Source organism: Microcoleus pseudofavosus SVA1_A4 (assembly GCF_036700565.1).
Taxonomy (GTDB): Bacteria; Cyanobacteriota; Cyanobacteriia; order Cyanobacteriales; family Microcoleaceae; genus Microcoleus.
Genome location: NZ_JAUBPE010000003.1, coordinates 65913 through 89012, shown reverse-complemented (window position 1 = coordinate 89012; position 23100 = coordinate 65913). Strand labels below are relative to the sequence as shown.

At 46.5% G+C, this 23100-nt stretch carries 20 protein-coding genes; 9 read left to right on the top strand and 11 right to left on the bottom strand.

Annotation, left to right across the window (positions count from 1 at the left end):
* Positions 1–24: 24 nt before the first annotated feature.
* The 5 genes from QUA02_RS02165 to QUA02_RS02145 all read left to right on the top strand — a co-directional run bounded on the left by QUA02_RS02165 (position 25) and on the right by QUA02_RS02145 (position 7410).
* Positions 25–3444 carry a hybrid sensor histidine kinase/response regulator gene (locus tag QUA02_RS02165; protein ID WP_333024954.1) on the top strand — a complete coding sequence of 1140 codons (3420 nt, stop codon included), beginning with the start codon at positions 25–27 and terminating at the stop codon, positions 3442–3444.
* A 166-nt stretch (positions 3445–3610) separates the two neighbouring features.
* Positions 3611–5905, top strand: coding sequence for a DNA phosphorothioation-associated putative methyltransferase (locus QUA02_RS02160; RefSeq protein WP_333024952.1), 2295 nt, complete (start codon positions 3611–3613; stop codon positions 5903–5905).
* A 2-nt stretch (positions 5906–5907) separates the two neighbouring features.
* Positions 5908–6567 (top strand): transglutaminase-like domain-containing protein, encoded by a 660-nt coding sequence (locus tag QUA02_RS02155; RefSeq protein WP_333024951.1) that lies wholly within the window; start codon positions 5908–5910, stop codon positions 6565–6567.
* Between the two features lie 263 nt (positions 6568–6830).
* Positions 6831–7127, top strand: a complete 297-nt coding sequence (locus tag QUA02_RS02150) for a BrnT family toxin (RefSeq protein WP_333024948.1) — start codon at positions 6831–6833, stop codon at positions 7125–7127.
* Complete coding sequence (locus QUA02_RS02145; RefSeq protein WP_333024945.1) at positions 7117–7410, top strand: hypothetical protein; 294 nt, start codon at positions 7117–7119, stop codon at positions 7408–7410. Before QUA02_RS02150 ends, QUA02_RS02145 begins: the two co-directional genes overlap by 11 nt.
* A 158-nt stretch (positions 7411–7568) precedes the next feature.
* Here the strand turns inward: QUA02_RS02145 and QUA02_RS02140 are convergent, their stop codons facing one another.
* A complete protein-coding gene (locus tag QUA02_RS02140; RefSeq protein ID WP_333024944.1) occupies positions 7569–8741 on the bottom strand; it encodes a TRC40/GET3/ArsA family transport-energizing ATPase in 1173 nt (390 codons plus the stop codon).
* 167 nt (positions 8742–8908) lie between these two features.
* The gene (locus tag QUA02_RS02135; protein WP_333024941.1) at positions 8909–9289 is read right to left on the bottom strand and encodes a C6orf136 family protein; all 381 of its coding nucleotides are present in this window, start codon (positions 9287–9289) and stop codon (positions 8909–8911) included.
* Positions 9290–9358: 69 nt separating this feature from the next.
* On the opposite strand from QUA02_RS02135, the gene QUA02_RS02130 reads away from it, so the two are divergent.
* Complete coding sequence (locus QUA02_RS02130) at positions 9359–9967, top strand: glutathione S-transferase N-terminal domain-containing protein (RefSeq protein WP_333024938.1); 609 nt, start codon at positions 9359–9361, stop codon at positions 9965–9967.
* 171 nt (positions 9968–10138) lie between these two features.
* Here the strand turns inward: QUA02_RS02130 and QUA02_RS02125 are convergent, their stop codons facing one another.
* The 7 genes from QUA02_RS02125 to QUA02_RS02095 form a co-directional block, all read right to left on the bottom strand.
* Positions 10139–11563, bottom strand: coding sequence for an NADP-dependent isocitrate dehydrogenase (locus QUA02_RS02125; RefSeq protein ID WP_333024936.1), 1425 nt, complete (start codon positions 11561–11563; stop codon positions 10139–10141).
* A 312-nt stretch (positions 11564–11875) separates the two neighbouring features.
* Positions 11876–12490, bottom strand: coding sequence for a DedA family protein (locus tag QUA02_RS02120; protein WP_333024934.1), 615 nt, complete (start codon positions 12488–12490; stop codon positions 11876–11878).
* A 429-nt stretch (positions 12491–12919) separates the two neighbouring features.
* Positions 12920–14197 carry an adenosylhomocysteinase gene (gene ahcY, locus QUA02_RS02115; protein WP_333024931.1) on the bottom strand — a complete coding sequence of 426 codons (1278 nt, stop codon included), beginning with the start codon at positions 14195–14197 and terminating at the stop codon, positions 12920–12922.
* A 343-nt stretch (positions 14198–14540) separates the two neighbouring features.
* Entirely contained in the window at positions 14541–15152 is a 612-nt protein-coding gene (locus tag QUA02_RS02110) for a DedA family protein (protein WP_333024928.1), read from the bottom strand.
* 774 nt (positions 15153–15926) lie between these two features.
* Entirely contained in the window at positions 15927–16631 is a 705-nt protein-coding gene (locus QUA02_RS02105; RefSeq protein WP_333024927.1) for a PEP-CTERM sorting domain-containing protein, read from the bottom strand.
* Between the two features lie 405 nt (positions 16632–17036).
* Positions 17037–17180, bottom strand: coding sequence for a hypothetical protein (locus QUA02_RS02100; protein WP_333024926.1), 144 nt, complete (start codon positions 17178–17180; stop codon positions 17037–17039).
* Between the two features lie 200 nt (positions 17181–17380).
* Entirely contained in the window at positions 17381–17980 is a 600-nt protein-coding gene (locus QUA02_RS02095; protein WP_333024925.1) for a sulfite oxidase-like oxidoreductase, read from the bottom strand.
* Between the two features lie 207 nt (positions 17981–18187).
* Here QUA02_RS02095 and QUA02_RS02090 point away from each other — a divergent pair, with 207 nt between their 5' ends.
* On the top strand, positions 18188–18421 hold the full coding sequence (locus QUA02_RS02090) for a hypothetical protein (protein WP_333024923.1): 234 nt from the start codon (positions 18188–18190) through the stop codon (positions 18419–18421).
* 140 nt (positions 18422–18561) lie between these two features.
* Here the strand turns inward: QUA02_RS02090 and QUA02_RS02085 are convergent, their stop codons facing one another.
* Both QUA02_RS02085 and QUA02_RS02080 read right to left on the bottom strand, forming a co-directional pair.
* Positions 18562–19257, bottom strand: a complete 696-nt coding sequence (locus QUA02_RS02085) for a potassium channel family protein (RefSeq protein WP_333024921.1) — start codon at positions 19255–19257, stop codon at positions 18562–18564.
* A 140-nt stretch (positions 19258–19397) separates the two neighbouring features.
* Positions 19398–20732: a TrkH family potassium uptake protein gene (locus QUA02_RS02080; protein ID WP_333024920.1), complete on the bottom strand. Its 1335-nt coding sequence runs from the start codon at positions 20730–20732 to the stop codon at positions 19398–19400.
* Between the two features lie 251 nt (positions 20733–20983).
* On the opposite strand from QUA02_RS02080, the gene QUA02_RS02075 reads away from it, so the two are divergent.
* Complete coding sequence (locus tag QUA02_RS02075; protein ID WP_333024918.1) at positions 20984–21937, top strand: methyltransferase domain-containing protein; 954 nt, start codon at positions 20984–20986, stop codon at positions 21935–21937.
* A 99-nt stretch (positions 21938–22036) separates the two neighbouring features.
* On the top strand, positions 22037–23032 hold the full coding sequence (locus QUA02_RS02070) for a homogentisate phytyltransferase (protein WP_333024916.1): 996 nt from the start codon (positions 22037–22039) through the stop codon (positions 23030–23032).
* Positions 23033–23100 lie beyond the last annotated feature (68 nt).

Below are 23100 nucleotides of genomic sequence, written 5' to 3'. Positions count from 1 at the left end.
GGAGTAATCCACAATTCGGTTGTTATGGACAAATTTCTCAAAATTCTGATAGTTGATGACGATGCAGTCGATCGGATGGCGGTCAAACGCTCGCTCAAGTCCGCTGGGGTTTCGGCAGAAGTTACTGAAGCAGAAGACTGTGCGGATGCCCGGGCCCAACTCTCGGTCAGCCAAAATTCTACCCCGGCGATCGCTCCACTCTCCAAACAAGATAAATCTCAACATTATTTAAGCGAGGTCGATCTGCCAGAAAATTCGCTGCTATTAAATCAGATATTTGAGTGCAAATTTGACTGCGTATTTCTAGACTACGGCTTGCCGGACGGAGACGGACTGACTTTGGTGCAAGAGGTACGGGAATCTGGGATAAAAGTTCCCTTAATTGTGCTCACTGGTCAAGGCGACGAACAAATTGCTGTGGAATTGATGAAGGCTGGAGCTTCGGATTATATAGCTAAAGGCAAGATGTCTCCCGACAGTTTGGCGCGCAGTTTGTACAATGCCCTTCGCGTTTACCGCGCCGAATCTCAAGCGTTTAATACCAGTCAAAAACTTAAGGAAAGCGAGGAACGGTACAGATTAGTTTTAGAGGGAGTGAACGACGGAATTTGGGATTGGGATTTAAGTAAAAATGAGGTTTATTGGAACGATCGCCTTTTGGAAATTATCGGTTTGCGGCGGGCTCAATTTGGCAGCACTATGGAAGCTCTCTACAACCGCCTGCACCCCGAGGACAAGGACGGAATCGTCCTGGCGATCGGCGCTCACTTGGAACAAGAAATAGACTACAATGTAGGATTCCGACTGCTGCACTCATCCGGTACTTACCGCTACTGCACTTCTCAGGGAAAAGCTCAGCGGAATTATCAGGGAAAACCGCTGCGGATGGCCGGTATGATTAGCGACATTACTGAGCGCAAACAGGCCGAAGATGCTCTAGAAAGGGAACGGCAGCAACTGAAACAAATTATTACTTGCGTGCCGGTAGCAATGGCGATGTTCGATAGGGAAATGCGCTATTTAGCTAATTCTCACAAATGGCTGACTCAATTTAATTTGGAATGGCAGTCCCTGACAAATTGTAGTCATTACGAATTGTTTCCCGATACGCCGAATCGCTGGAAAGTAATGTATCAAGAAGTTCTCAAAGGTAACGTAGTTTCTGTGAGCGAAGATGCTTGGGAACGGGCCGACGGCTCTGTTATGTACCTGCGCTGGGCCGCTCACCCTTGGTACGATCCCGAGGGCAAAGTGGGGGGAATTGTGATGGTGGCCGACAAGATTAATGAGTTGGTGGAAGCGCGGGAAACTGCCCTAGAAGCGAGCCGGGTGAAGTCGCAATTTTTGGCGAATATGAGTCACGAAATTCGCACTCCGATGAATGGGGTTTTGGGGATGGCTCAATTGCTGCTGCGCGCTCCTCTGGAACCGAAACAGCGGCAGTGCGCTCAGACTATTTACCGCAGTGCCGAACATTTGCTGAGCGTGATTAATGATATCCTCGATTTCTCTAAGATTGAAGCTGGAGAAATGCGGCTGGAAAAGGCTGATTTGGATTTGGATAGCTGCATGGAATCGGTGATAGAAATGCTGGCGCCTTTGGCAGAGGAAAAAGGTATTGAATTGAATATTTTAGTTGACTGTTCGGTGCCGAGAAAGTTGGTGGGCGACTCGGGCAGGTTGAAGCAAATCTTGCTGAATTTGACGGGAAATGCGATAAAATTTACCGATCGCGGTCAAGTTTTAGTTCACGTAAGTGTCAAGCGGGGCGATCGAACGACCGGAGGCCCACAAGCTGCCAAATTGCTATTTTCGGTGCGCGATACGGGGATTGGAATTTCGCCGGAAGGGCAGACAAAGCTGTTCCAATCTTTTTCTCAGGTAGACGATTCTCCTACTAGGCCTTACGGCGGGACGGGTTTGGGTTTGGCTATTTGCAAGCAGTTAGTGGAGATGATGGGAGGCGAAATAGGGGTTCGCAGTTTTCTCGGCAACGGTTCGACTTTTTGGTTTGCTGTACCTTTGGAAAAACAGTTGCAAGTTGATCCTCAGACTACCAAACTTGCGGGTAAGAAGCTGTTAGTAGTCTCTGCCAGCGTTTTGAGGAGTGGGGCGGTGCGATCGCTCGCTCAAAGTTGGGGTGCGCGCTGCGACGAGGCACAAACTGTTGCTGATGCTTTGAGTTGGTTGAAAAATGCCCGGGACCGGATTTCTCAGCATTCGGAGGAAGGGGAAAAAAGCTGCGATGCGGTGCTTGTGGACTTGCAAATGCCGGATTTGGATGCTGAGGAATTTGCTGGGCAAGTGCGATCGATGCAAGCAGTTGGCTCGTTAATCGCCATGACTGCTTTGCGGGAACAGCCCAAGGCTGAAGCGCTTTGCAGTGTGGGTTTTAACGGCTATGTGATCGAGCCGGTGCGGCCGAGTCGCCTGCTTGAGGCTTTGCTGGCCCCCGTTAAGGAAACGGGAGAGTTTGGGAGCTTGGAGGCTGCTAATACTTGCAAGTTGCCAGCAGTTAATTCTCAATCTGTTACTCCAAATTCGCCGTCATCGCTGAAAATTTTGCTGGCGGAAGACCACCCGATCAATCAACAAGTTATAGTCGCACAATTGGCAGTTTTAGGCTATCACGCTGACTGCGCTGCCAACGGTCAAGAAGCGCTGGATTTGCTGGCCGAAAAAAGCTATGATTTAGTGCTGATGGACTGTCAAATGCCTGTACTTGACGGTTACGAAACGGCGCAAAAGTTGAGGGAACGAGAAAAGGGCGACCGGCATACTTTTGTGATGGCTTTAACTGCTCATGCTATGCCGGGGGAACGAGAAAAGTGTCTCGCGGCGGGGATGGACGATTATCTCAGCAAACCTGTAGATTTAGATGCTTTGGCGGCGGCGCTGAAAAAGTATGAAGCCCGAAATGTTCAGTGTCAAAATAAGTATGGAGTTAAAAGTATTAATTCTGAAAATAAATTTCAATTAGCAACAAATTATACAGAAGTTGTGGAAAAAGCGCAGGTTGTGGCTGGGCCGGCACCAAGGGCGATCGCACTTCAAACTTGGGAACACGGAGACTGCGACGGACTGTTCGACAGGAGCAGATTGGAGCAACTCGGACGAGTTAATATTAAATTGCCCGAGCGACTTTTGCAAGCTTTTGTGGCAAACGCGCAAGCTGATGTGGCTGCTGCCAAAAGAGCCGTCGAAGCTAAAGATTGGCAAGCTGTGGAATATCAAGCACACCGTCTCAAGGGAACTTCTGCTAATGTGGGAGTTGCTCTGATGTCGGATTTGGCCGCACAATTGGAGCATCAAGCGCGAGGCTTTCAATCTGAACCACCAGGGGCGGAATTGTCAAATATTGAGAGGGTTGAGAACATATTAGTGAGTTTGTCCAGCCATTTAGCCCGGGTTCAAGAATTTGTGGAAACTCGAATGTTTGGTTAATATTTAAGTCTGTTTTTAGTTGTTTGATACGTCGGCGATTAAAATTGTGGCTGTATCAACTATCGTCCCTCTTTAAGAGACTAAGAAATAAATTATTTCTGTCTTTTTTCACTCTGTGTCCTCTGCGTTCTCTGCGGTTAATTAAAAAGAAATAATTAATTTAGCTATGAATTATGATACCAGTAAAAACACTATTTTAGATAGCGATTCATTAGAAAATAATGGAGAACTGCTAACGCCTTTGATGGCTTTTGCTCGGAAAGTTTTATTGTATGAAAACAAGGCTATTTCTGAGCAAGATTCAGTAAATACTGTGCCAGACCCGCCCGAGGAAATCAATAATTTTTGTGTTGACAATCTGGTGGCAAAAGTGGCTCGCTGCTGTCGGGAAAGCAAGGTAGGAAAAAAATTACCTACGGCTTTTTACGTTCATGTTTCTGCTTTACCGACACTCAACCCTGTCCTCGGAATCTACGAAAATTGTGCCAGACGCACTCTCGAAAATATTGATGCAGCAACTTTAATTAAATTTTCACTCCATCAACCTAAAATATCTTATCTTTTTTACCCTGATTTCGATACTGATGCTCATCCTGCTTTGCAAACCAGCATCCAAATTAATCTGGAAACAGGAGAAGTTAAATATTTCGATTACAGCAACAGCGAAAATCCTCCTGTTTTGCACCGCAAGGAAACTTTTGTAGCTGCGGATTATCCCAATTACGAAAAGTTTGCTCGACTGACTCGCTGCGAAGAAAAATGGGGGCTGCTTGACAATACTAGCGTTATCGGCACTCGCGAGGGTTGGCTCAAATACTTGGGATATTGCGGTGTGGAAATTCAAGATCATGCTGTTGTCGAGCGTTTGAAACAGGAGAATAGCGAGCTATCAATTCCCAAAATCGAGCGACACAAAGCTGCGATGGTACGCAACTCTCTTTCTAAACCTTTGCGTCTGGTTTTGGAAGCTGATTTATTTTTGGATGGGGCGACTTTTTTTGATTACGGTTGTGGCTACGGCGGGGATGTTAAATGTATTACTGAAGAGGGTTATGCTATTTCGGGTTGGGACCCATACTATCAGCCGGATACTCCGCGAACTTGTGCGGATATTGTGAATATTGGTTACGTGATTAATGTAATTGAATCTTTGGCGGAACGCCGAGAAGCTTTGCTGAATGCTTGGGAATTAACTAAGAATTTATTAGTTGTAGCGGCTCAGGTTTTGATTGATGATAGCGATCGAGGCCAAATTGCTTATGGGGATGGGGTGATTACTTCTCGGAATACTTTTCAGAAGTATTACGAACAAGAAGAGTTGAAGGTTTATATCGATCAAGTTTTGAGTGTTGATGCGATTCCTGTGGCTTTGGGGATTTATTTTGTGTTTCGGGATGCTGCGGAGGGTGAAGGTTTTCGTGCTTCTCGGTTTCGATCGCACTTATCGACTCCCAGGGTGCGATCGCAAGTTAAGCGGTTTGAGGATTATGCGGAAATGCTGGCTCCTTTGATGGCTTTTGTGAGCGATCGGGGCCGCCTTCCTGTTAAAGGCGAATTAGCTGAAGAATCGGTAATTAAGGGGGAATTCCACAGTTTTAATCGCGCTTGGAGGGTGATTTTGCAAGCAACGGATGCGGATGATTGGGAGACAATCGCCGACAAGCGCCGCCAGGATTTGCTAGTATATCTCGCTCTCAACGGTTTGGGCGATCGACCTTCGATGCGCCGACTCCCGGCTCAAATCCGCAACGACATCAAAGGTTTGTTTGACAATTATCAAAAAGCTTGCACTTTGGCTGATTTAATGCTATACAGTTTGGGCAAAGCTGATATTGTTGCTGACTGCTGCGAAGATAGTGCGATCGGCTACAAACAGCAGGGTTTCCTTTCAGTACACGTCTCTGCATTAGAAGAACTAGACCCTTTGCTGCGGCTCTACGAAGGCTGCGCCAACCGCACAATTGGCAGGCTTGACGGCGCTACAATCATCAAATTTCACGCTCGCAAACCTAAAATTTCCTATTTATTTTATCCCGATTTTGACACTAACCCGCATCCAGCCCTTCACACTTCTATGCACATAGATTTGCGGGACCTTTCTGTGAGCTATCAAGACTATTCTGATTTGTACAACCCACCAATTTTAGTTAGAAAAGAAGCTTTTGTTACTGCTAGTTATCCCCATTACGAAAAGTTTGCGAAACTCACCCGCCAAGAAGAAAAGTTAGGGATTCTCGATCGTGGCGCAGTTAAAAAGCATCGGGAATGGGTAAAGTGTTTGGAGGAAAATTGCGTTAAGATTAAGGATCATAAGTTGTTTTGGCGATCGAATGCTGACCCAGAAAGGTTGAAAATGCTGCAAAAAGCAGCGTCGGAACGCCAGCAGAAAAAGATTGAGGTTAATGTAGGAAAGAGTGAAGGAACCACAGAGGGCACAGAAGATGGAAAGGTTAGTAGCTAACAGTGTTGACATTTGTTGGTAAGGTGTTTACAATTGAGGCTGTAGCGTTCCTAGCGGTTGACATGGAAGAATACTTGAAAGAGAGTGAAGTTATTGATTGGCAGCATCCTGAAATTATGGAATGTGCTAAACAAATCGCATCGGGATATGAGACACCAACGGCGATAGCTAAGGCTTGCTTTGAGTGGGTGCGAGAAGAAATTCGTCACAGTTATGACTATCAAATGAGTCCTGTGACCTGTAGAGCTTCAGATGTACTTCAGCACAAAACAGGGTATTGCTATGCGAAAAGTCACTTGTTAGCAGCGTTACTAAGAGCAAATGAAATTCCAGCAGGTCTTTGCTACCAGCGGTTGAGTATTGATGACAAGGGTGCGCCGTATACTTTGCACGGTTTCAATGCCATCCATTTACCTGAATTTGGTTGGTATCGAGTTGATGCAAGAGGTAACAAAGAAGCAGTCAACGCTCAGTTCACTCCACCTCAAGAACAGTTAGCGTATAAGATTCAGTTTTCCGAAGAGGCAGATTTTCCAGCCATATTCTCAGAGCCGCTTCAAGTCGTTATAGAAGCGCTGCAAGCACAGAAGACATGGGATGATATGCTTCGTAATCTCCCAGACATTTCGTTGGAGTCTGCGAAGAGTTATGGTCTGCTATGATACACATCGAATCCTGGTTTGGGCAGGCGCAGCGTTTTGAATTGTTCACGGGCAAAAGAGCCGCAACATTCGTCTTTATCAGCGGCTCGGATACAAGCTATTCAAGAGTGAAAAAATAAACAAACCCCTGTCGTTCGTGTTCATGGAAAAACACAAGTGAAATGCCCAACAAGCAGCACAGGCTGTGGCAGTAGTTTGAAAACCATCGTTTTTTGTGAATAACGTATTGACATTGTAAATACATTTTACCTATACTAGGGAGCATGAATGTATACTTCGTGCTCAATGGCATTACCTTTGTATGGGATGACTCAAAAGCGCGGATACATCCCACAAATCATGATGGGGTTACTTTTCAACAAGCTGCTGAATGCTTCTTTGACCCATTTCTAGTTGTCGTTGATGCCAGCCTCAATGAGGAAGCGCGTGATGCTGTGATTGGGCTAGATAGTCGGTGGAATCTACTGTATGTGGTTCACGTTGAGCGTGAAGAAAATGTCATTCGGATTATTTCAGCACGTAAAGCAACTCGTCAGGAGAGGGCAGAGTATGAAGATTGAAGCATTAAAGCAGCGATTAAACCGCAACCGTCCAATGACTAGCGTGACGATTCGTATGCCCGAAGATGTTGTGGAAGACCTAAAGAAAGTTGCACCATTGTTGGGTTTTTCGGGTTATCAGCCATTAATTCGTGCTTATATCGGTCAAGGTTTGCGCGTTGATTTAGAACGATTTGAGAGCGATACAGTGACAGCCTTAGTAGCAAGTTTGAAGCGTCGAGGTGTCAGCGATGCAGTGATTGATGAGGCATTAAACGAAGTCGTTCACGCTAAATCCTGTTAATTGTATCTAGCAGTAACGGAGGACACGGCAATGCCGTTTCCCTACATCAAAATAATCGCAGCACGGGCAATGACTCCGGGCCATAATGCTCGCGAGAGATGTAACTACCGCCCGATTAATTGTAGGGACACGGCAATGCCGTGTCCTTACCCGTAGCATCAAGCAAACTTAATTTTCAAATAATCATCCTCCATCTTTGCCCCCGAAGGTTGCAGCGCGGCTAAAGCTTGCGGCAAAACCATATTGCGGCGGTGATTCCCAATCCGAACATTCAACTCATCTCCAGTTTTGCTCAACTGAATTTGATCCTTAGCAATTCCCGGCAAGTACAGTTCTAGAACATATTGATTATTGTCCTGAACAATCCTAATCGTATTTTCTGTGTAATAAACTTGACTGGGATCTTCATTGGCATAAAGCGTTTCTTTCAAGCGTTCCAACGCTGGCAAACCGCACATTTCTTCAGAATAAAGCGGCACTTCCTTAACTGGCAGCGGCATGAAATCTGCGTGAATTTCCTGACGGTACTGCTCCTGACTTTCTTTCCATCGTTTGAAAAATGGGTCGGTTACTTCTTCGGGAATAATCCGGTTAGCTACTACTAAATCAGTGGCTACATTGTACAAACTCAAATAGGCATGAGCGCGCAAAGACTCTTTAATTACCATTTTTTCGGGATTGGTAACTAACCTTACCGAAGTTACAGTATTGTCGGTTAAAATCTTTTCCAAAGCCTCAATTTGTTCGTAAAATTCGTAAGGTGCATCCATCACCTCTTTATCTGGCAAAGAAAAACCCGCAATTGGTCTAAAAATAGGTTCAACTAAAGGTCTAAGGGCGGCTGATATGCCTTGCAGCGGCTTGTAAAATTTTCTCATGTACCAGCCGCCAACTTCCGGCAAGCTTAGCAGTCTTAATGCTGTGCCAGTCGGAGCAGAATCGATAATTAAAACATCAAATTCGCCTTCGTCGTAATGCCGCTTCATTCGCACTAAACCGAAGATTTCATCCATTCCTGGCAAGATGGCTAATTCTTCAGCTTGCACCCCTTCGAGTCCCTGCGCTCGCAAGACTTGAGTAATGTAGCGCTTAACTGCTCCCCAATTGCCTTCTAATTCCCTGAGAGCGTCTAATTCTGCTCCCCACAAATTCGGTTTCACCAGCCGCGAATCGTGTCCGAGTTCCATGTCGAAGCTGTCGGCTAAGGAGTGAGCGGGATCTGTGCTCAGCACTAGGGTTTTGTATCCCAATTCGGCACACCGCAGCCCAGTCGCAGCGGCTACAGAGGTTTTGCCGACGCCGCCTTTTCCGGTCATTAATATTAAGCGCATTGATTGTTTAGCTCGCCTGAAAATTCTTTACTTCTTTATTGTAACGGAATGTAACGGAAATTAATTTAACAGGACTGATGCACAGGGGCCCTGCGGTAGGGTGCGGTATAAGCACCTTACTCAAAGGGGTTACTCTCATTCCCCATCTAAAATCTAAAATCTAAAATTTAAAATGGTATTACCAGTTGTTTGAGCACGTCTAGCCGCGAACAGTTCCAGTAATCGATGTGGGAAACGATTAAACCGTCATTGTTGACTTTAAGTTCGCTTCTACCAGCGATCGCCATTTTCGGTTTCCAAGGTAGCGGTGCGATCCAGCTCAGAGTCCAGCGAGTTTCGATAGTATCTCCCGACTGGGAAATGTTGTGCAAGTCGAGTTTAATTTGTTTAAAAACAGTCCCCATAAACCCGATCATTTTGCGGTAGCGATCGACTCCGGTAAATCGATTCACCGGGTCTTCAAAATAAACATCTTTTGCATAAATGCTGTAAGTCTGATTTTCGGGGAATCTTTGATAATCGTCTTTGAGAATTTCAATAATGTCCATTATGATTAGATATTTGCCTTAAATTATTATAATATAGTTTATACTTGCTTGAGAAAAGGCGGACAACTTATGATCGACCTCTACACTTTTACCACACCAAACGGCCGCAAAGTCTCGATCATGCTCGAAGAAATAGGTTTACCCTACAGCGTGCACGTCATTGACATCACAAAAAACGACCAATTTAGCCCCGAGTTCATCGCCATCAACCCCAACAGCAAAATTCCGGCGATAGTCGATCGAGATAACGGCATCACCGTCTTCGAGTCCGGCGCTATTCTGATCTATCTTGCCGAAAAAAGTGGTAGATTTCTGCCCACCGACAAACAAAAATACTTTCAAGTTATGGAGTGGCTGATGTTTCAAATGGCCAGCGTCGGCCCGATGTTCGGTCAACTAAACCACTTCAAACGCTTTGCACCCGAACAAATTCCCTATGCGATCGGGCGCTACGAAAAAGAAACATTGCGCCTCTACGGAGTATTAGACACTCAACTAGCAAAATACGAATACATCTGCGGCGACTATTCGATCGCCGACATGGCTACCTATCCCTGGGTTGCTATTTACGAATTTCAAGGATTAACCCTCGACAACCACCCCCACCTCAAACGCTGGGTAGAAACCTTGCAGAAGCGTCCCGCCGTTGAGCGCGGAATGGCAATTCCATCCTCATAAGCCCCGCGTCTAAATTGTATTTTCGGGCGGGCGGGACACCCCACAAGCAAGTTGACTTTTGTGGAACGGGCACGCGTGCCCGTTCTTAAGAAGTTGACTTTTTGTGGAACGGGCACGCTTGCCCGTTCTTAAGAAACAGCATTAATCTGGGGTTTGAAAAAGCCCTCAAACTCAATCAGCGAAATGCTTAATAATCGACTCAGCAAACTCCGAACACTTTAACTCCGGCACCGGCGGCTCCATCAACCTCGCCAAATCGTAGGTAACTTCACCATTAGAAATTGCCGCACCCAAACCCTTCTTAATCAAGTCGGCCGCTTCCTGCCATCCCATATATTCCAACATCATCACCCCAGACAAAATCAGCGAACCGGGATTGACTTTATCTAAACCGGCGTGTTTCGGTGCAGTGCCGTGAGTCGCCTCAAAAACTGCACATTCATCACCAATATTCGCGCCGGGGCCCATGCCCAATCCGCCGACAATGGCGGCCGCCGCATCGGACAAATAATCCCCGTTCAAATTCATGGTTGCCAAAATGGAATATTCGCCCGGTCGAGTTTGAATTTGTTGGAAAATACTGTCAGCAATTCGGTCGTTGACCATAATTTTTTCCTTCCACTGGCCGCTGCCGTGACTGTCCCAAATTGTAAATAGAACATCGGCGACTTCTTGACGAATTATGGCTTGTTTTTCAGGCGTCAAAGCATCGTATCCCGGATCTATTTGGCGGGCGTTTTCTTCCAAGCTAATGTCTGGATTTTGTTCTTTGTTGCCCAGAATCCAAGACTCTCTTTCAGTCACGCACTGAGCGCGATATTCGGTGGTTGCCAGCTCGTAACCCCAATCTCGGAAAGCTCCTTCGGTGTATTTCATGATGTTGCCTTTGTGCACCAAAGTCACTTGCTGCTTGTCTTTCGGCAACCGCAAAGCGTGGGCGAGCGCCCGTCGCACCAAACGCTGAGAACCTGTTTTGCTAATGGGTTTAATTCCGATGCCAGAATCGAGGCGAATTTGTTTTTTGCCGTGTTCTGGTGTGGCTGGAATTAACTCGTTATTGAGGAATTCAATCAATTTTTTGCCGATTTCGCTGCCTTTGGGCCATTCAATTCCTAGGTAAATATCTTCTGTATTTTCCCGGTAAATAATTACGTCTAGCAGTTCAGGAGTTTTGTGCAGCGATGGGGTTCCATCATAATATTTGCAGGGCCGCACGCAGGCGTAAAGGTCAAAGATTTGCCGCAAAGCTACGTTTAGCGATCGAATGCCGCCCCCAATTGGCGTTGTCAGCGGGCCTTTGATGGCGACTCCGTATTCTTTGATGGCGTCTAAGGAATCCTGGGGCAAATATTGGTAAGTACCGTAGACATCGCAAGCTTCGTCGCCTACATATATTTTGAACCAGTTGATTTTTCGTTCGCCGCCGTAAGCCTTTTCTACCGCAGCATCCATGACTTTCTGGGATGCCGGCCACAAGTCCACACCGGTACCGTCGCCGCGAATGAAGGGAATAATCGGGTCATTGGGGACGATCGGCGAACCGTCAGAGAAAGTAATTTTAGAACCAGTTGTCGGAGCTACAATCTTTTCGTACATATCTTAACAGTGCGGATAGCAATGTTCCCTATTTTGCCACGATTATCTGTCTAAACCTCAACCCATCATAAATATTTGTATAAATTTAAGTTAGATTTTTGGGCGATGGGCTGCCCCTCACTGCGATCGGGCGATCGTAAATTTAAAAGTAAATTTAAGAAAGTAGCAAAGATAGCAGAAGTTTAGATATAATATGCGCATCTCTATTTCAGCGCTACTGTTGGGAAGATGCTGGAAGCGAGTCCAAATGGCGATTGATTGTAGCAGCAGATGAACCCAGAGAAAGGCAGATTATTTTCATATAATTTGCGTTTATTTGCGATATTTTTCCTTCTGCATATTCTTTTTTACAACCCACAAAATAAACCCGATGACAATAATCACCACAACTATTTTGGAAACAGGGGCAAGATAATCATCTACAAGTGCATAATTTTCGCCTAGTTTATATCCGGCAAAAGTAAGTAAACTCACCCACAAAATAGTGCCGCCTGTTGAGTAGGTTAAAAACGGGATTAAAGCCATATTATTGATGCCAGCGGGCAGGGAAATTAGGGTACGAACTCCCGGTACGAGGCGACACAAAAACACGGCTTTGTTGCCGTGTCTGTTAAACCATCTATTCGCTTTGTCAATATCGGCGCCGGATACTGTTATCCATTTGCCGTATTTGTCAGCTAGCTTTTTTAAGCGTTCTTCGCTCAATAGTTTACCGGCATAGTACCAAGGAAGTGCTCCTAGAACTGTGCCGATTACTCCTGCTGCGATCGCCGGTGCCAACTGCATATCGCCCTTCGATGCCGTGAATCCTGCCAGCGGCATAATCAATTCTGAGGGGATGGGCGGGAAAAGGTTTTCCAAAAACATCAACAGCCCTATTCCCAGATAGCCCATAGACTGCATTGTGTTAGTTATCCATTCAACCATTTTGATTTAATAATTTGGTAATAGGTATAGCGGAAGGAAGAAGGAAGAAGGAAGAAGGAAGAAGGAAGAAGGAAGAAGGAAGAAGGAAGAAGGAAGAAGGAAGAAGGAATTGCTTGTTCTCAGGCTTTGCCAAAGGCTTAATACAGCGTATTCCAAGTATGAAGTAGGGACACGGCAATGCCCATTGGTGTCAACTTAACGTACAACCGATAGTCCGGCAGCGGTTAAAACCCCTGCCTCAAAGTAGAAGTCCTCTCAAAGAGGACTAATGAGCTATTCAGTCCTCTTTGAGAGGACTTTCGCTATGAGACAGGGAATTCATTCCCTGGCGGACTAGCGGGTGGGCGATAGGACTGACGGACTCAAAGCTTAAGTTGACACCTACGGACACGGCAATGCCGTGTCCCTACCGTAGGGATAGATGGATGATTAAGTGCCCGAAGTCCAAGAGTTAGTGTACTCAATTTGCTCGGCAGTCAAGGTATCAATGTAAATACCCATTGCTTCCAACTTGAGACGGGCAATTTCTTTGTCAACTTCCACGGGGATTGAGTGAATACCAGGCTCTAGTTTGCCTTTGTTCGCAACCAGATATTCGCAGGCTAAAGCTTGGTTAGCAAAGCTCATATCCATCACGGCGCTGGGGTGTCCTTCGGCTGCTGCCAAGTTGATCAAACGGCCTTCGCCCAACACAATAACCGACTTGCCATTATTGAGGTGATATTCTTGAGTGAAAGACCGGACTGTTTTCACGTCGGTGCTTTTTGCGCCGAGGGATTTGAGGTCGATTTCAATGTCGAAGTGACCGGAATTGCAAACAATTGCGCCGTCTTTCATGGTGTCGAAATGTTCGGCACGAATGACGTGTTTGTTGCCGGTAACGGTAATGAATATATCTCCGACTGTTGCTGCTTCGTCCATCGGCATGACGCGGAAACCGTCCATCACTGCTTCGATCGCCCGAATCGGATCGATTTCAGTGACAATTACGTTAGCGCCCATGCCGCGAGCCCGCAGTGCCGTGCCTTTGCCGCACCAACCGTAACCTGCAACTACAATATTTTTACCGGCTAACAAGATGTTGGTAGCGCGGATAATGCCGTCTAGGGTAGATTGACCGGTACCGTAGCGGTTGTCGAAGAAGTGCTTGGTGTCGGCGTCGTTGACGTTCATTGCGGGGAAAGTCAGCACACCGTCTTTCAACATTGCCCGCAGGCGGACGATGCCTGTGGTAGTTTCTTCGGTAGTTCCGATCAAGTCGGAAATTTGGTTGGGGCGGTGCTGGATCAGAGCAGCTACCACGTCGCTGCCGTCGTCGATGATAATATTGGGGCGGTGGTCTAGGGCTGTGTAGACGTGACGTTCGTAGGTAGCCGCGTCTTCTCCTTTGAGGGCGAAGACGGAAATCCCGTAGTCTTCAACTAAGCAAGCCGCTACGTCATCTTGAGTGCTCAAGGGGTTGCTGGCGATCAGTACGGCGTCGCCACCGCCGAGTTTGATGGCGATCGCCAAATGAGCGGTTTCTGTGGTTACGTGGCAGCAAGCAGCCAAGCGAATGCCAGCGAAAGGCTTTTCTTTAGCGAAGCGTTCTTGAATTTGCCGCAAAACGGGCATTTCCCGGCCTGCCCACTCGATGCGTTGCTTTCCCAAGGGGGCGAGGGACAAGTCTTTGACTTCGTGTTTAATCTTGACGGATGTAGCAACCATGTATGTTCTTTCCCAGAAATCATCAAACTTTGTTAGTTTTAGCAGATTAACCCCTCGGCGGGCAAGTGCTGTGATTTTAATCGCTTGGGGTGGGCGGTGCTAATCTTAAATTTTGATTGTGTTCGATCGACCAATTTGCGATCGGCACGGGGGAGTCACCCCCACCGCGAGAGTCATTCGATTTTAGATTTTAGATTTTGGATTTTGGATTGACCCCACGGATAAATTCGGGGGCTTGAGGATTTGAGATTTGAGATGCTTTCGATTGATTCCACGGATAAATCACGTGGCGGGTACCATCAACAAATTCTTGGTCAAAAATTCCTGTCGGGCGATCGCGAGCTCAATCTTTTTTGTTAGCGCGGCGTTCTTGAATTATATGAATAATAGAAGGCACAAAAGAAAATACAATTATTCCCAAAACAATCGGCAGTAAATATTCGTCAACTCGATCGGGAGGAATCATTTTTCCCAAATAATAACCCAGCAGCGTTATCCCCACCGTCCACACAAACCCGCCGACGAGGTTATAAAACATAAAAGTTTTGTATTTCATTGCCGCCACGCCCGCCACTATCGGCGCAAAAGTGCGGACAATTGGCATAAATCTCGCCAGTACAACTGCTTTTTGACCGTGTTTTTCGTAGAAGTTTTCGGTTTTTTCTAAATATTCTTTCTTAAACAGCCACGAATCTTCCTTCTGAAATAAGCGACGGCCCCAACGGTGTCCCGTTGCATAGCCAACATTATCGCCAGCCACCGCGCAGACAAAAGCCCCAAAAATTAGCGTCCAAATATTCAGAGAGTCGGGCCCAGCAGCCACAACTCCAGCAGCAAACAGCAAGCTGTCTCCCGGCAGAAAAAAACCGAACAGCAATCCAGATTCCGCGAACACAATACCCCAAATCCCCAAATAGCCGAAGGTTTTAATCAGTTCCTGCAAATCAAAATTCATCTTTCTGTTTTTCCGGGGAATGAACTAAGCAGTAGATAAATGACATCTATCACATCATTGTTTGTTGAATCTAGCATAAAACGAGGGTCTGGCGGGATCATCCCATTTTTGCTTTCAGACCGTGGACGGTTGCATCAGAATAATATATTTGGATAATATAGCGCGCTCACGTCGTCCATAGCGAACGACCTATGCCGTTCGCTATGGACGACGTGAGCGCTCCTAAAAAAGGCTTTTTACGAAATTGGGATGCTCCCGGTCTGGCAAAATAATAAGTGAGCCAGCGAGCGATTATTTGCCTAAAAATTTTTACTGGAAATTTAACAATTAGACTGCGATACCCAGCCCTCTCTAACAAGTGAAATTTTATTTGAAGCTATTTCCGAAGTAAAAGGCGTTTTGTCGCAACCAACGGCAGAAGTAGATATTTCAGGCCTTAAGATGGTTCATTGCATCTAATTGTCCGCTATTGGACGCTGCCGGAACTTGTCACTGGTGCGGCGGATAAAAACCCGGGTTGTGGTGGCGATTAAAGCCGGGTGCGATGAGCGGGCATTAAAATTCCTCAACCCGTATTGGTGAATTTGTACGGCTTGAACTCATCGAACAACTCTGCGTCAAATTCAGCTAGCGACGGATAATATCGAGATGTCCTTTTGTTGAAATCAAGTTGTTGAAATCAAGAAAAAGGCGAGCCGATTTCCCATCAGCGCGCCAGCAAATCCTATTCTTTTTTGTAAAAGGTAATTGAGCCGATCGTTCGGGTTAAAAAATTTAGGAAGCCGTCTTGCTAGCGCGGCGGCGGCGTGCTGCAACCAAGCCGCCGAAACCGAGAGCCAAACCAGTCATCGTAATCGGTTCGGGAACTGCTTCGGCGGTCACGGTGAAGTCTTGGAAGTCTGCGTCGTTGGCGTTACCGCGATCGTCAAAGGAGATTAGCGTGCCTCCCTTAGACAGAGAACCAGTTCCGTCTGTGAATTGTCCGGCAGCTTGGAAGATGTTCGTTGTTTCTTTGCCGAGTGCGTTCCACAGTGGCGACGCCCCGCCAAACACTGCTTGCTGGCTGCCGGCGTTCAAAGCTGAGGTCGAGTAGACAGTGCCCTGCGACGACCCCCAGAGATTGCTGCTGAGTCCCAAAGTGTAAACTTGATTTGCCAGGAATGTGAATACTGCCGAGCCAGAACCCTTGACAGTATTGCCCAGAGATCCTTTCCATTCGTTCTCGCCGCCGTTGTCTGAGGATTTAGTTTCCGAAAACAGGGTGCTAACTAGAGAGGTCGCCGAGTCCTTCACGCTGTAAATTCCCAAAGATGAAATGTACGCGCCGTGAGATTCTTGGAACTTAAAGTTGACACTTGTATCTTGCTCGAATGTGATGCCGCTGGTACCAAAGGAGAAGGCCTGAGCTGGAGCTCCAGCGCCAAACAGAGCTGTTGCGGTTGCGGTAGCTGCTAGGGCGAATAAGAGTTTGGTATTCATAACTTGTTCCTCTGTGCGACTATTTTAATAATTTGATTATGGAATACTTTCTTTGTGTTTTTCGCACTTTAGGTGAATTTTGACAGACTCTTTATCAAGCCTTTACAGCTCCTTCACAAATGCTGTCATCGAATAGGCTTGTGGGCGATCGCTCCCTAAGAATACACACAAAGTAATTATAAAAATTGTCGCTGAAAACCTTGTCTTGACTGGCATGGGAGCGCGGAGGGGCAAAACGGATTGCGGTCTGGCTCGTGCTAATTTTTGATTTTATTCCAAGTCTAAATTCTCAAAAGCAAACACTTAAGTATAAACACGGTGACACCAGGGCAAACTGACAGTTATAGGAGTTTTATATTAACCAGAAACTGCGAATATTTGTTTTTTAACACTTACGTAGGCGAGTTAAAGCAGTCGATCGAGCGGGTAAATTACGTACAAACTGCGATCGTTGGGTTGATGTCTTTTGGTTAAATTAGAGGGAGCCGGCGCCGTGACAGCTCCCAAAAATGCGATCGAGATGCGATTGAAGCAGATTGAAGCGGTCAAGCGATTTTAGATTTTAGATTTTAGATTTTAGAAAGCGACCCCACGGATAAATCCGGGGGCTTGTGATGAGGATTCCGAGCTCCACGGATGAATCCGGGGGCTTGTGACTAAATTGCTTGATTGTCAAAGAGCAGATTGCTCCTCAACAAATACCGTATATAGAAGCTCTGGGCAAGTCCGGGGGCTGGCGATCGACCCCATCAAAACAAACCGCTGTAGCGTTCCTCTGCCCAAGGTTCGCCCCGCCGGTGGTAGCCGTTGCGTTCCCAAAAACCGAGTTCTTCGGTTTCGGTAAACTCCAGGCCGTTAATCCATTTGGCGCTTTTCCAAGCGTACAAGTGCGGAACTACCAGCCGCATCGGGCCGCCGTGGTCTGGGGATAGGGGTTCGCCGAAGACGGTGTGGGCGAAAAAGTTTTCTTCTCGCAGGAAGTCGGCGCGAGCAATGTTAGTGGTGTAGCCGCCGTAGCAGTGTTCTAGGACGTGCAGAGCTTTCGGATCGACTTCTATGTAGTTCATAAAATCTGTGACTTTGACTCCAGTCCACTGCACGTCGAGTTTTGACCACCGGGTGACGCAGTGAAAATCGGCCGTAAAGTTACTTTGGGGCATGGCCTGGAAGTCCGACCAAGTGAAGGTTTTTGGTTTTGCCAATCCCCAGACTTTAAATTCCCAACTCTCAATGCTGACCGAGGGTGTATCGCCGTAGGTCAGCACGGGAAAGCCGTTGGCGAGGTGTTGACCCGGGGGGACGCGATCGCTGTTTTCTGATTCTGGCTTGCGAAAAAATTTTCCCAGCATTGATTCACGCTCTACAGTAACTGACTGCAATGCCCAGTATAACTTGCAGGGGGGGACGCAATTAAAAATTCAAAAAAGTTTGTGCCAGATTATTGATGACCTAACCTTAAATAATATCGTATTTAATCTCGCTTTTTAAAATTTTTAATGTACTGTTACAATATACCGATCTGCAATACATCCAAAATTTCTGATGGAGTAAAAACCATGCTCGCAAGTTGCTTGATTCCCTTAACCCTCTTTTTGATTGCTGCGGCGATTAGTACAGGGACTGACAGAAGAACCCTGGACGGAATTCCGCGTCCTATGGCGGCAATCATTGGGGTGGGTTGCTTGATTTGGTTTGTGGCGGCGTGTCCTTGGCCGATCGAACTCGGTCTGGTGCTAGTCGTGCTAGTTTGGGGCAAAGCTTACGTGCAAAATATCTTGAGATTGGGATGAATATTTAGAGCAGGCGCTGAAGAAGAGTTGCGATCGCGCGATCGTAGGGTGCTGATACAATTTTTAATCTAATAAATTTTCCAAGTTGGCAGGGTGCGCGGGCGCACCTTGCTCCTAGATGTGCGTAAAATAGCGAGCTGTTAAATTGGCAAGCGATTGATATCTTTATTAGAACCAATTACTACCATCACCTCGCCCTTTTTCAAGCGTTCGTTTGGCTGCGGATTGATCTCGAACTTGTCGGCGCGACCGACTGCTAGCAAGTTCAAACCATACCTGCGCCGGAGCTCCAAATCGGAGATGGTTTTACCGTCAAACTTTTCAGGAACGAGCAACTCAACTATGCTGTGATCGGGGTCGAGGTCAAAGCGTTCTAGAATGCTGGGTTTTGTAAGAATGCGGGCCAAAGAGTCGCCCATTTCTCGTTCTGGAAAAACCACATGATCGGCGCCGACTTTTTGCAAAATTTTCAAGTGAGTTTCCGAGGAAGCCTTAGCTATTACGTGAGTTACCCCGCCTTCCTTAAGATTTAGGGTGGTGGTAATGCTTTCTGCTAGGTAATTGCCGATCGCCACAATCACTGTTTCAAATTCAAATATACCTGCTCCTTTAAGAGCATTAGGTTCAGTAGAATCTAACTGCAAAACGTGAGCAGCAATGCGATCGTTCAAAGCTTGAGTTACTTTTTTTTCGTCGGTGTCAATTCCGAGGACTTCGTAACCCAAGCTGTGCAGAGTCGAACACACAGCTTTGCCGAAGCGTCCCAAACCAATAACTGCAAACTGCTTGTTTTCGGCGCGCAAACCGCGAAAAAAATTCAAAGATGACAGGTTCACTGAATATCCAGCGCTGGGCGTCTTGCTTTTAAAATTTTAGCAGAGACAGCGCCGCCTCCTTTTGATTTGTGACTAAATAGTAAAAGTTGATTTGGGTTGTTACCCATTGTTTAGATTATCAGCAACAAGGCAGGAATTTTTTATCCAACCAACAAACTTTCCTCAACATATTTAAAAGCTCTGGGTTTGGGGTCGCCGACAGCGGCACTCATCAGCAGGAGTACGCCAACCCGACCTACGTACATTGTAGCAATTAAAACCAGTTTTCCGACCAATGAAATCTTGGCTGTAATCCCTGTGGAAAGACCGACAGTGGCAAAAGCTGACACTGCTTCAAAAAGCACTTGGAGAAATTCTAGTTCGGGATTGGCTAGCTGAATGCAAATTGCAGATGCGAAGGCGACTAACAGGGAACCGAAGACTACGCTAATGGTTTTCAAAATCATTGCTGGCGGGATTTGGCGCTGATAGCACTGCACATCTTCTTGGCCTTCGAGAACTGCTGCGGTACAGCTAAACAAGATCCTAAAAGTTGTGGTTTTGATGCCGCCGCCGGTGCTGCCGGGACTGGCGCCGATAAACATCAGGGCGATCGTCATAAATAGCGCCGCGTCGCTCATTTTGCCAATGTCAATTGTATTAAATCCGGCGGTGCGGGGAGTAACAGATTGAAACCAAGCTGCCATCACTTTTTGCGGAAAATTTAGAGGGCCGAAAGTTGCTGGGTTGTTGTATTCCAGCACCAAAAAGATTAGCATCCCTAAAATTAAAAGGACAAAAGTTGTACTGGTAACGACTTTGAAGTTTAGGGAAAAAACTGTGCATACCGGGCTTTTGTTGAAGCGAGCGCGCAGCCACAGGTACATTTCCATAATTACTTGATAGCCGATGCCCCCCATTACGATCAAACCGCCGACTGTCAAGTTAATTACAGGCGAACTGGCGTAGCGGGTAAAACTATCTGAGTAGAGGCTGAAGCCGGCGTTGTTAAAAGCGTTAACGCTGTGAAATACGGCAGACCACACACCTTCTTTAAATCCGTATTCTGGGACGAAAACCGACATCAGCAAAAAGACTCCAGTTAATTCAAACAAAACGGTTGTTGCTAGAATTGACTTCACGAGTTGCACTACGCCGGCTAGCCCGGATTTGTCGAGAGATTGTTGCAGGGCAATTTTGTCTTTTAAGCCAAAACGGCGGCCTAATAACAGCAGCAAGAAAGTGGTGGCTGTCATGTAGCCCAAGCCTCCTATTTGCACGAGAAAAAGTAGGCACAGTTGCCCCCAAAAAGAGTAATATTTTCCGACATCCACAACCGACAAGCCGGTGACGCAGACAGCGGAAGTAGAGGTAAACAGTGCTGTTATTGGATCGCTCCAAGTTCCATCAATTGTGGAAAAGGGCATCATCAGTAATAGAGCACCTGCGGTGATGACGGCGAGAAATCCCAAGCAAATGGTTCGCGAGACAGTCATTCGATTTTAGATTTTAGATTTTAGATTTTAGATTGTTAGAGGGAAGCCACACATCGATTTGAGATTTGAGAGGGAACCCACAAATCGATTTTGGATTTGAGGTTTTAGACGCAACCCACAAATCGATCGTCGGGCTGGAAATCAGGACATCTCTGTCGGGCGAATGCCGGAGACCGATCGAACTAAATCGCAAAAGATGACAACATCGTGAAAATAACGGTAGAATTCCTTTAATAACTTGCGATCCGGCGATGACATCAACACTTTACCAGCAAATTCAGCAACTTTACGACGCTTCTAGCGGTTTGTGGGAGCAGGTGTGGGGCGAACATATGCACCACGGTTACTACGGCCCGGATGGCAATTTGAAAAAAGAGCGCCGACAGGCTCAGATAGATTTGATAGAAGAACTGCTGGGCTGGGCTGGAGTGCCGTCAGAGAAGGCACTCTGTGAACCTTACCGCATTCTCGATGTCGGTTGCGGGATCGGCGGCAGCACGCTGTATTTGACCGAAAAGTTTAGTTCGATCGCTCAAAATAATTTAAAGTTGGATGGCAGGGTCGATCGTGATTTTAGCTTTTCGCCCGAACCAAATAAAACGGGCGCTAGCGTTACAGCGACCGGGATTACTCTGAGTCCGGTACAAGCCAACAGAGCGACGGAACGCGCTAAAATTGCTGGGATCGAAAGCAATGTTAACTTTTTGGTAGCAGATGCTTTGAATATGCCTTTTCCTGACGAGTCCTTCGACTTGGTTTGGTCGCTCGAAAGCGGCGAACATATGCCCGACAAAATTAAGTTTTTGCAGGAATGCTGCCGCGTGCTCAAGCCGGGAGGAACTTTGATTTTGGCAACTTGGTGTCACCGCCCAGTGGGAGAAACGGCGGGAGAATTAACTGATGAAGAGAGAAAGGAGTTGGCAGAAATTTACCGGGTTTATGCTTTGCCTTACGTGATTTCTTTGCCGGAATACGAGGATATTGTCCGCAGTTTGCCTTTGACAAGTATTCGCAGCGCGGATTGGTCAAAAGCTGTTGCTCCTTTTTGGGATGTGGTGATCGATTCTGCTTTTACTCCGAGCGCGATTTGGGGTTTGCTGACGAGCGGTTGGACGACGATTCAAGCTGCACTTGCTCTCGGATTGATGAGTCGCGGATATCAGCGCGGATTGATTCGTTTCGGGCTGATTTGTGGTGTAAAATAACAGGGATCGATCGGAGAAGTTTTGAGTTTGGAGTTGATGAGTAAGGTGCGCATTGCGCACCCTACAGAATATTATTTGTTTGGTGCGTTTGTGTGATTTATGGGCAACGATTCGATTGGCAAGTCTTGGATTGATAAAAATGGCTCGGCTCCGCAAAGCTGGGTGAGGGCATTGTGGGAGTTTTCTCGACCCCACACAATTGTGGGAACTACGTTGAGCGTGCTGGCTTTGTACGCGATCGCCCAAAGCGCCCGGTTGTTTGTGAATCCTGTATTTTGGCCCCTAGCTTTTGCTTGGTTGTCCTGCATTTGCGGCAATATTTATATTGTGGGATTGAACCAATTAGAAGATGTGGAAATTGATAAAATCAATAAGCCGTATTTGCCTATCGCCTCGGGAGTGTTTTCTCAGAAAACGGGAGAATTAATTGTTGCCACTACGGGTATTATAGCAATTTTGACTGCTGTTTTGCAAGGCCCGTTTTTGCTGGCTACAGTTGGCATTAGTTTGGCGATCGGGACTGCTTATTCTCTGCCGCCAATTCGGCTCAAGCGGTTTCCTTTTTGGGCGGCGCTGTGCATTTTTACGGTGCGGGGCGCGATCGTAAATTTAGGGTTATTTTTGCACTTTAATTGGGTGTTGGGTTTGGGAAGGGCGAAAAGCGCTTTTTCGGGCTGGAGTTTGAAGAGTGTGTCTTTTGAGATTCCTGCGGAAGTTTGGGTGCTGACGGTTTTTGTTGTGGTGTTTACGTTTGCGATCGCCATTTTTAAAGATATCCCCGACATGGAGGGCGACAAGCAATACAATATTACTACGTTTACGATTGAGCTAGGCAAGCCGGCCGTCTTTAATTTATCTCGCTGGGTGTTGACGGTTTGCTATTTGGGCGCGACTTTAGCGGGAGCAGTCGTATTGTCTAATGTTAATTTAGTGTTTCTGGCAGTTTCTCATTTGGTGGCTTTGGGTTTGATGTGGTTTTGGAGTGTCAAAGTTGATTTGGACGATAAAATAGAAATTGCTGCATTTTATCAGTTTATCTGGAAGTTGTTTTTCTTAGAATATCTGATTTTTCCCGCAGCTTGTTTGTTGGGGTAGAAGGGAAGTTCGGCAACGAGCAATGTACGGGATGTAACGGATATCAGGAAGAAGGAAGAAGGAAGCGT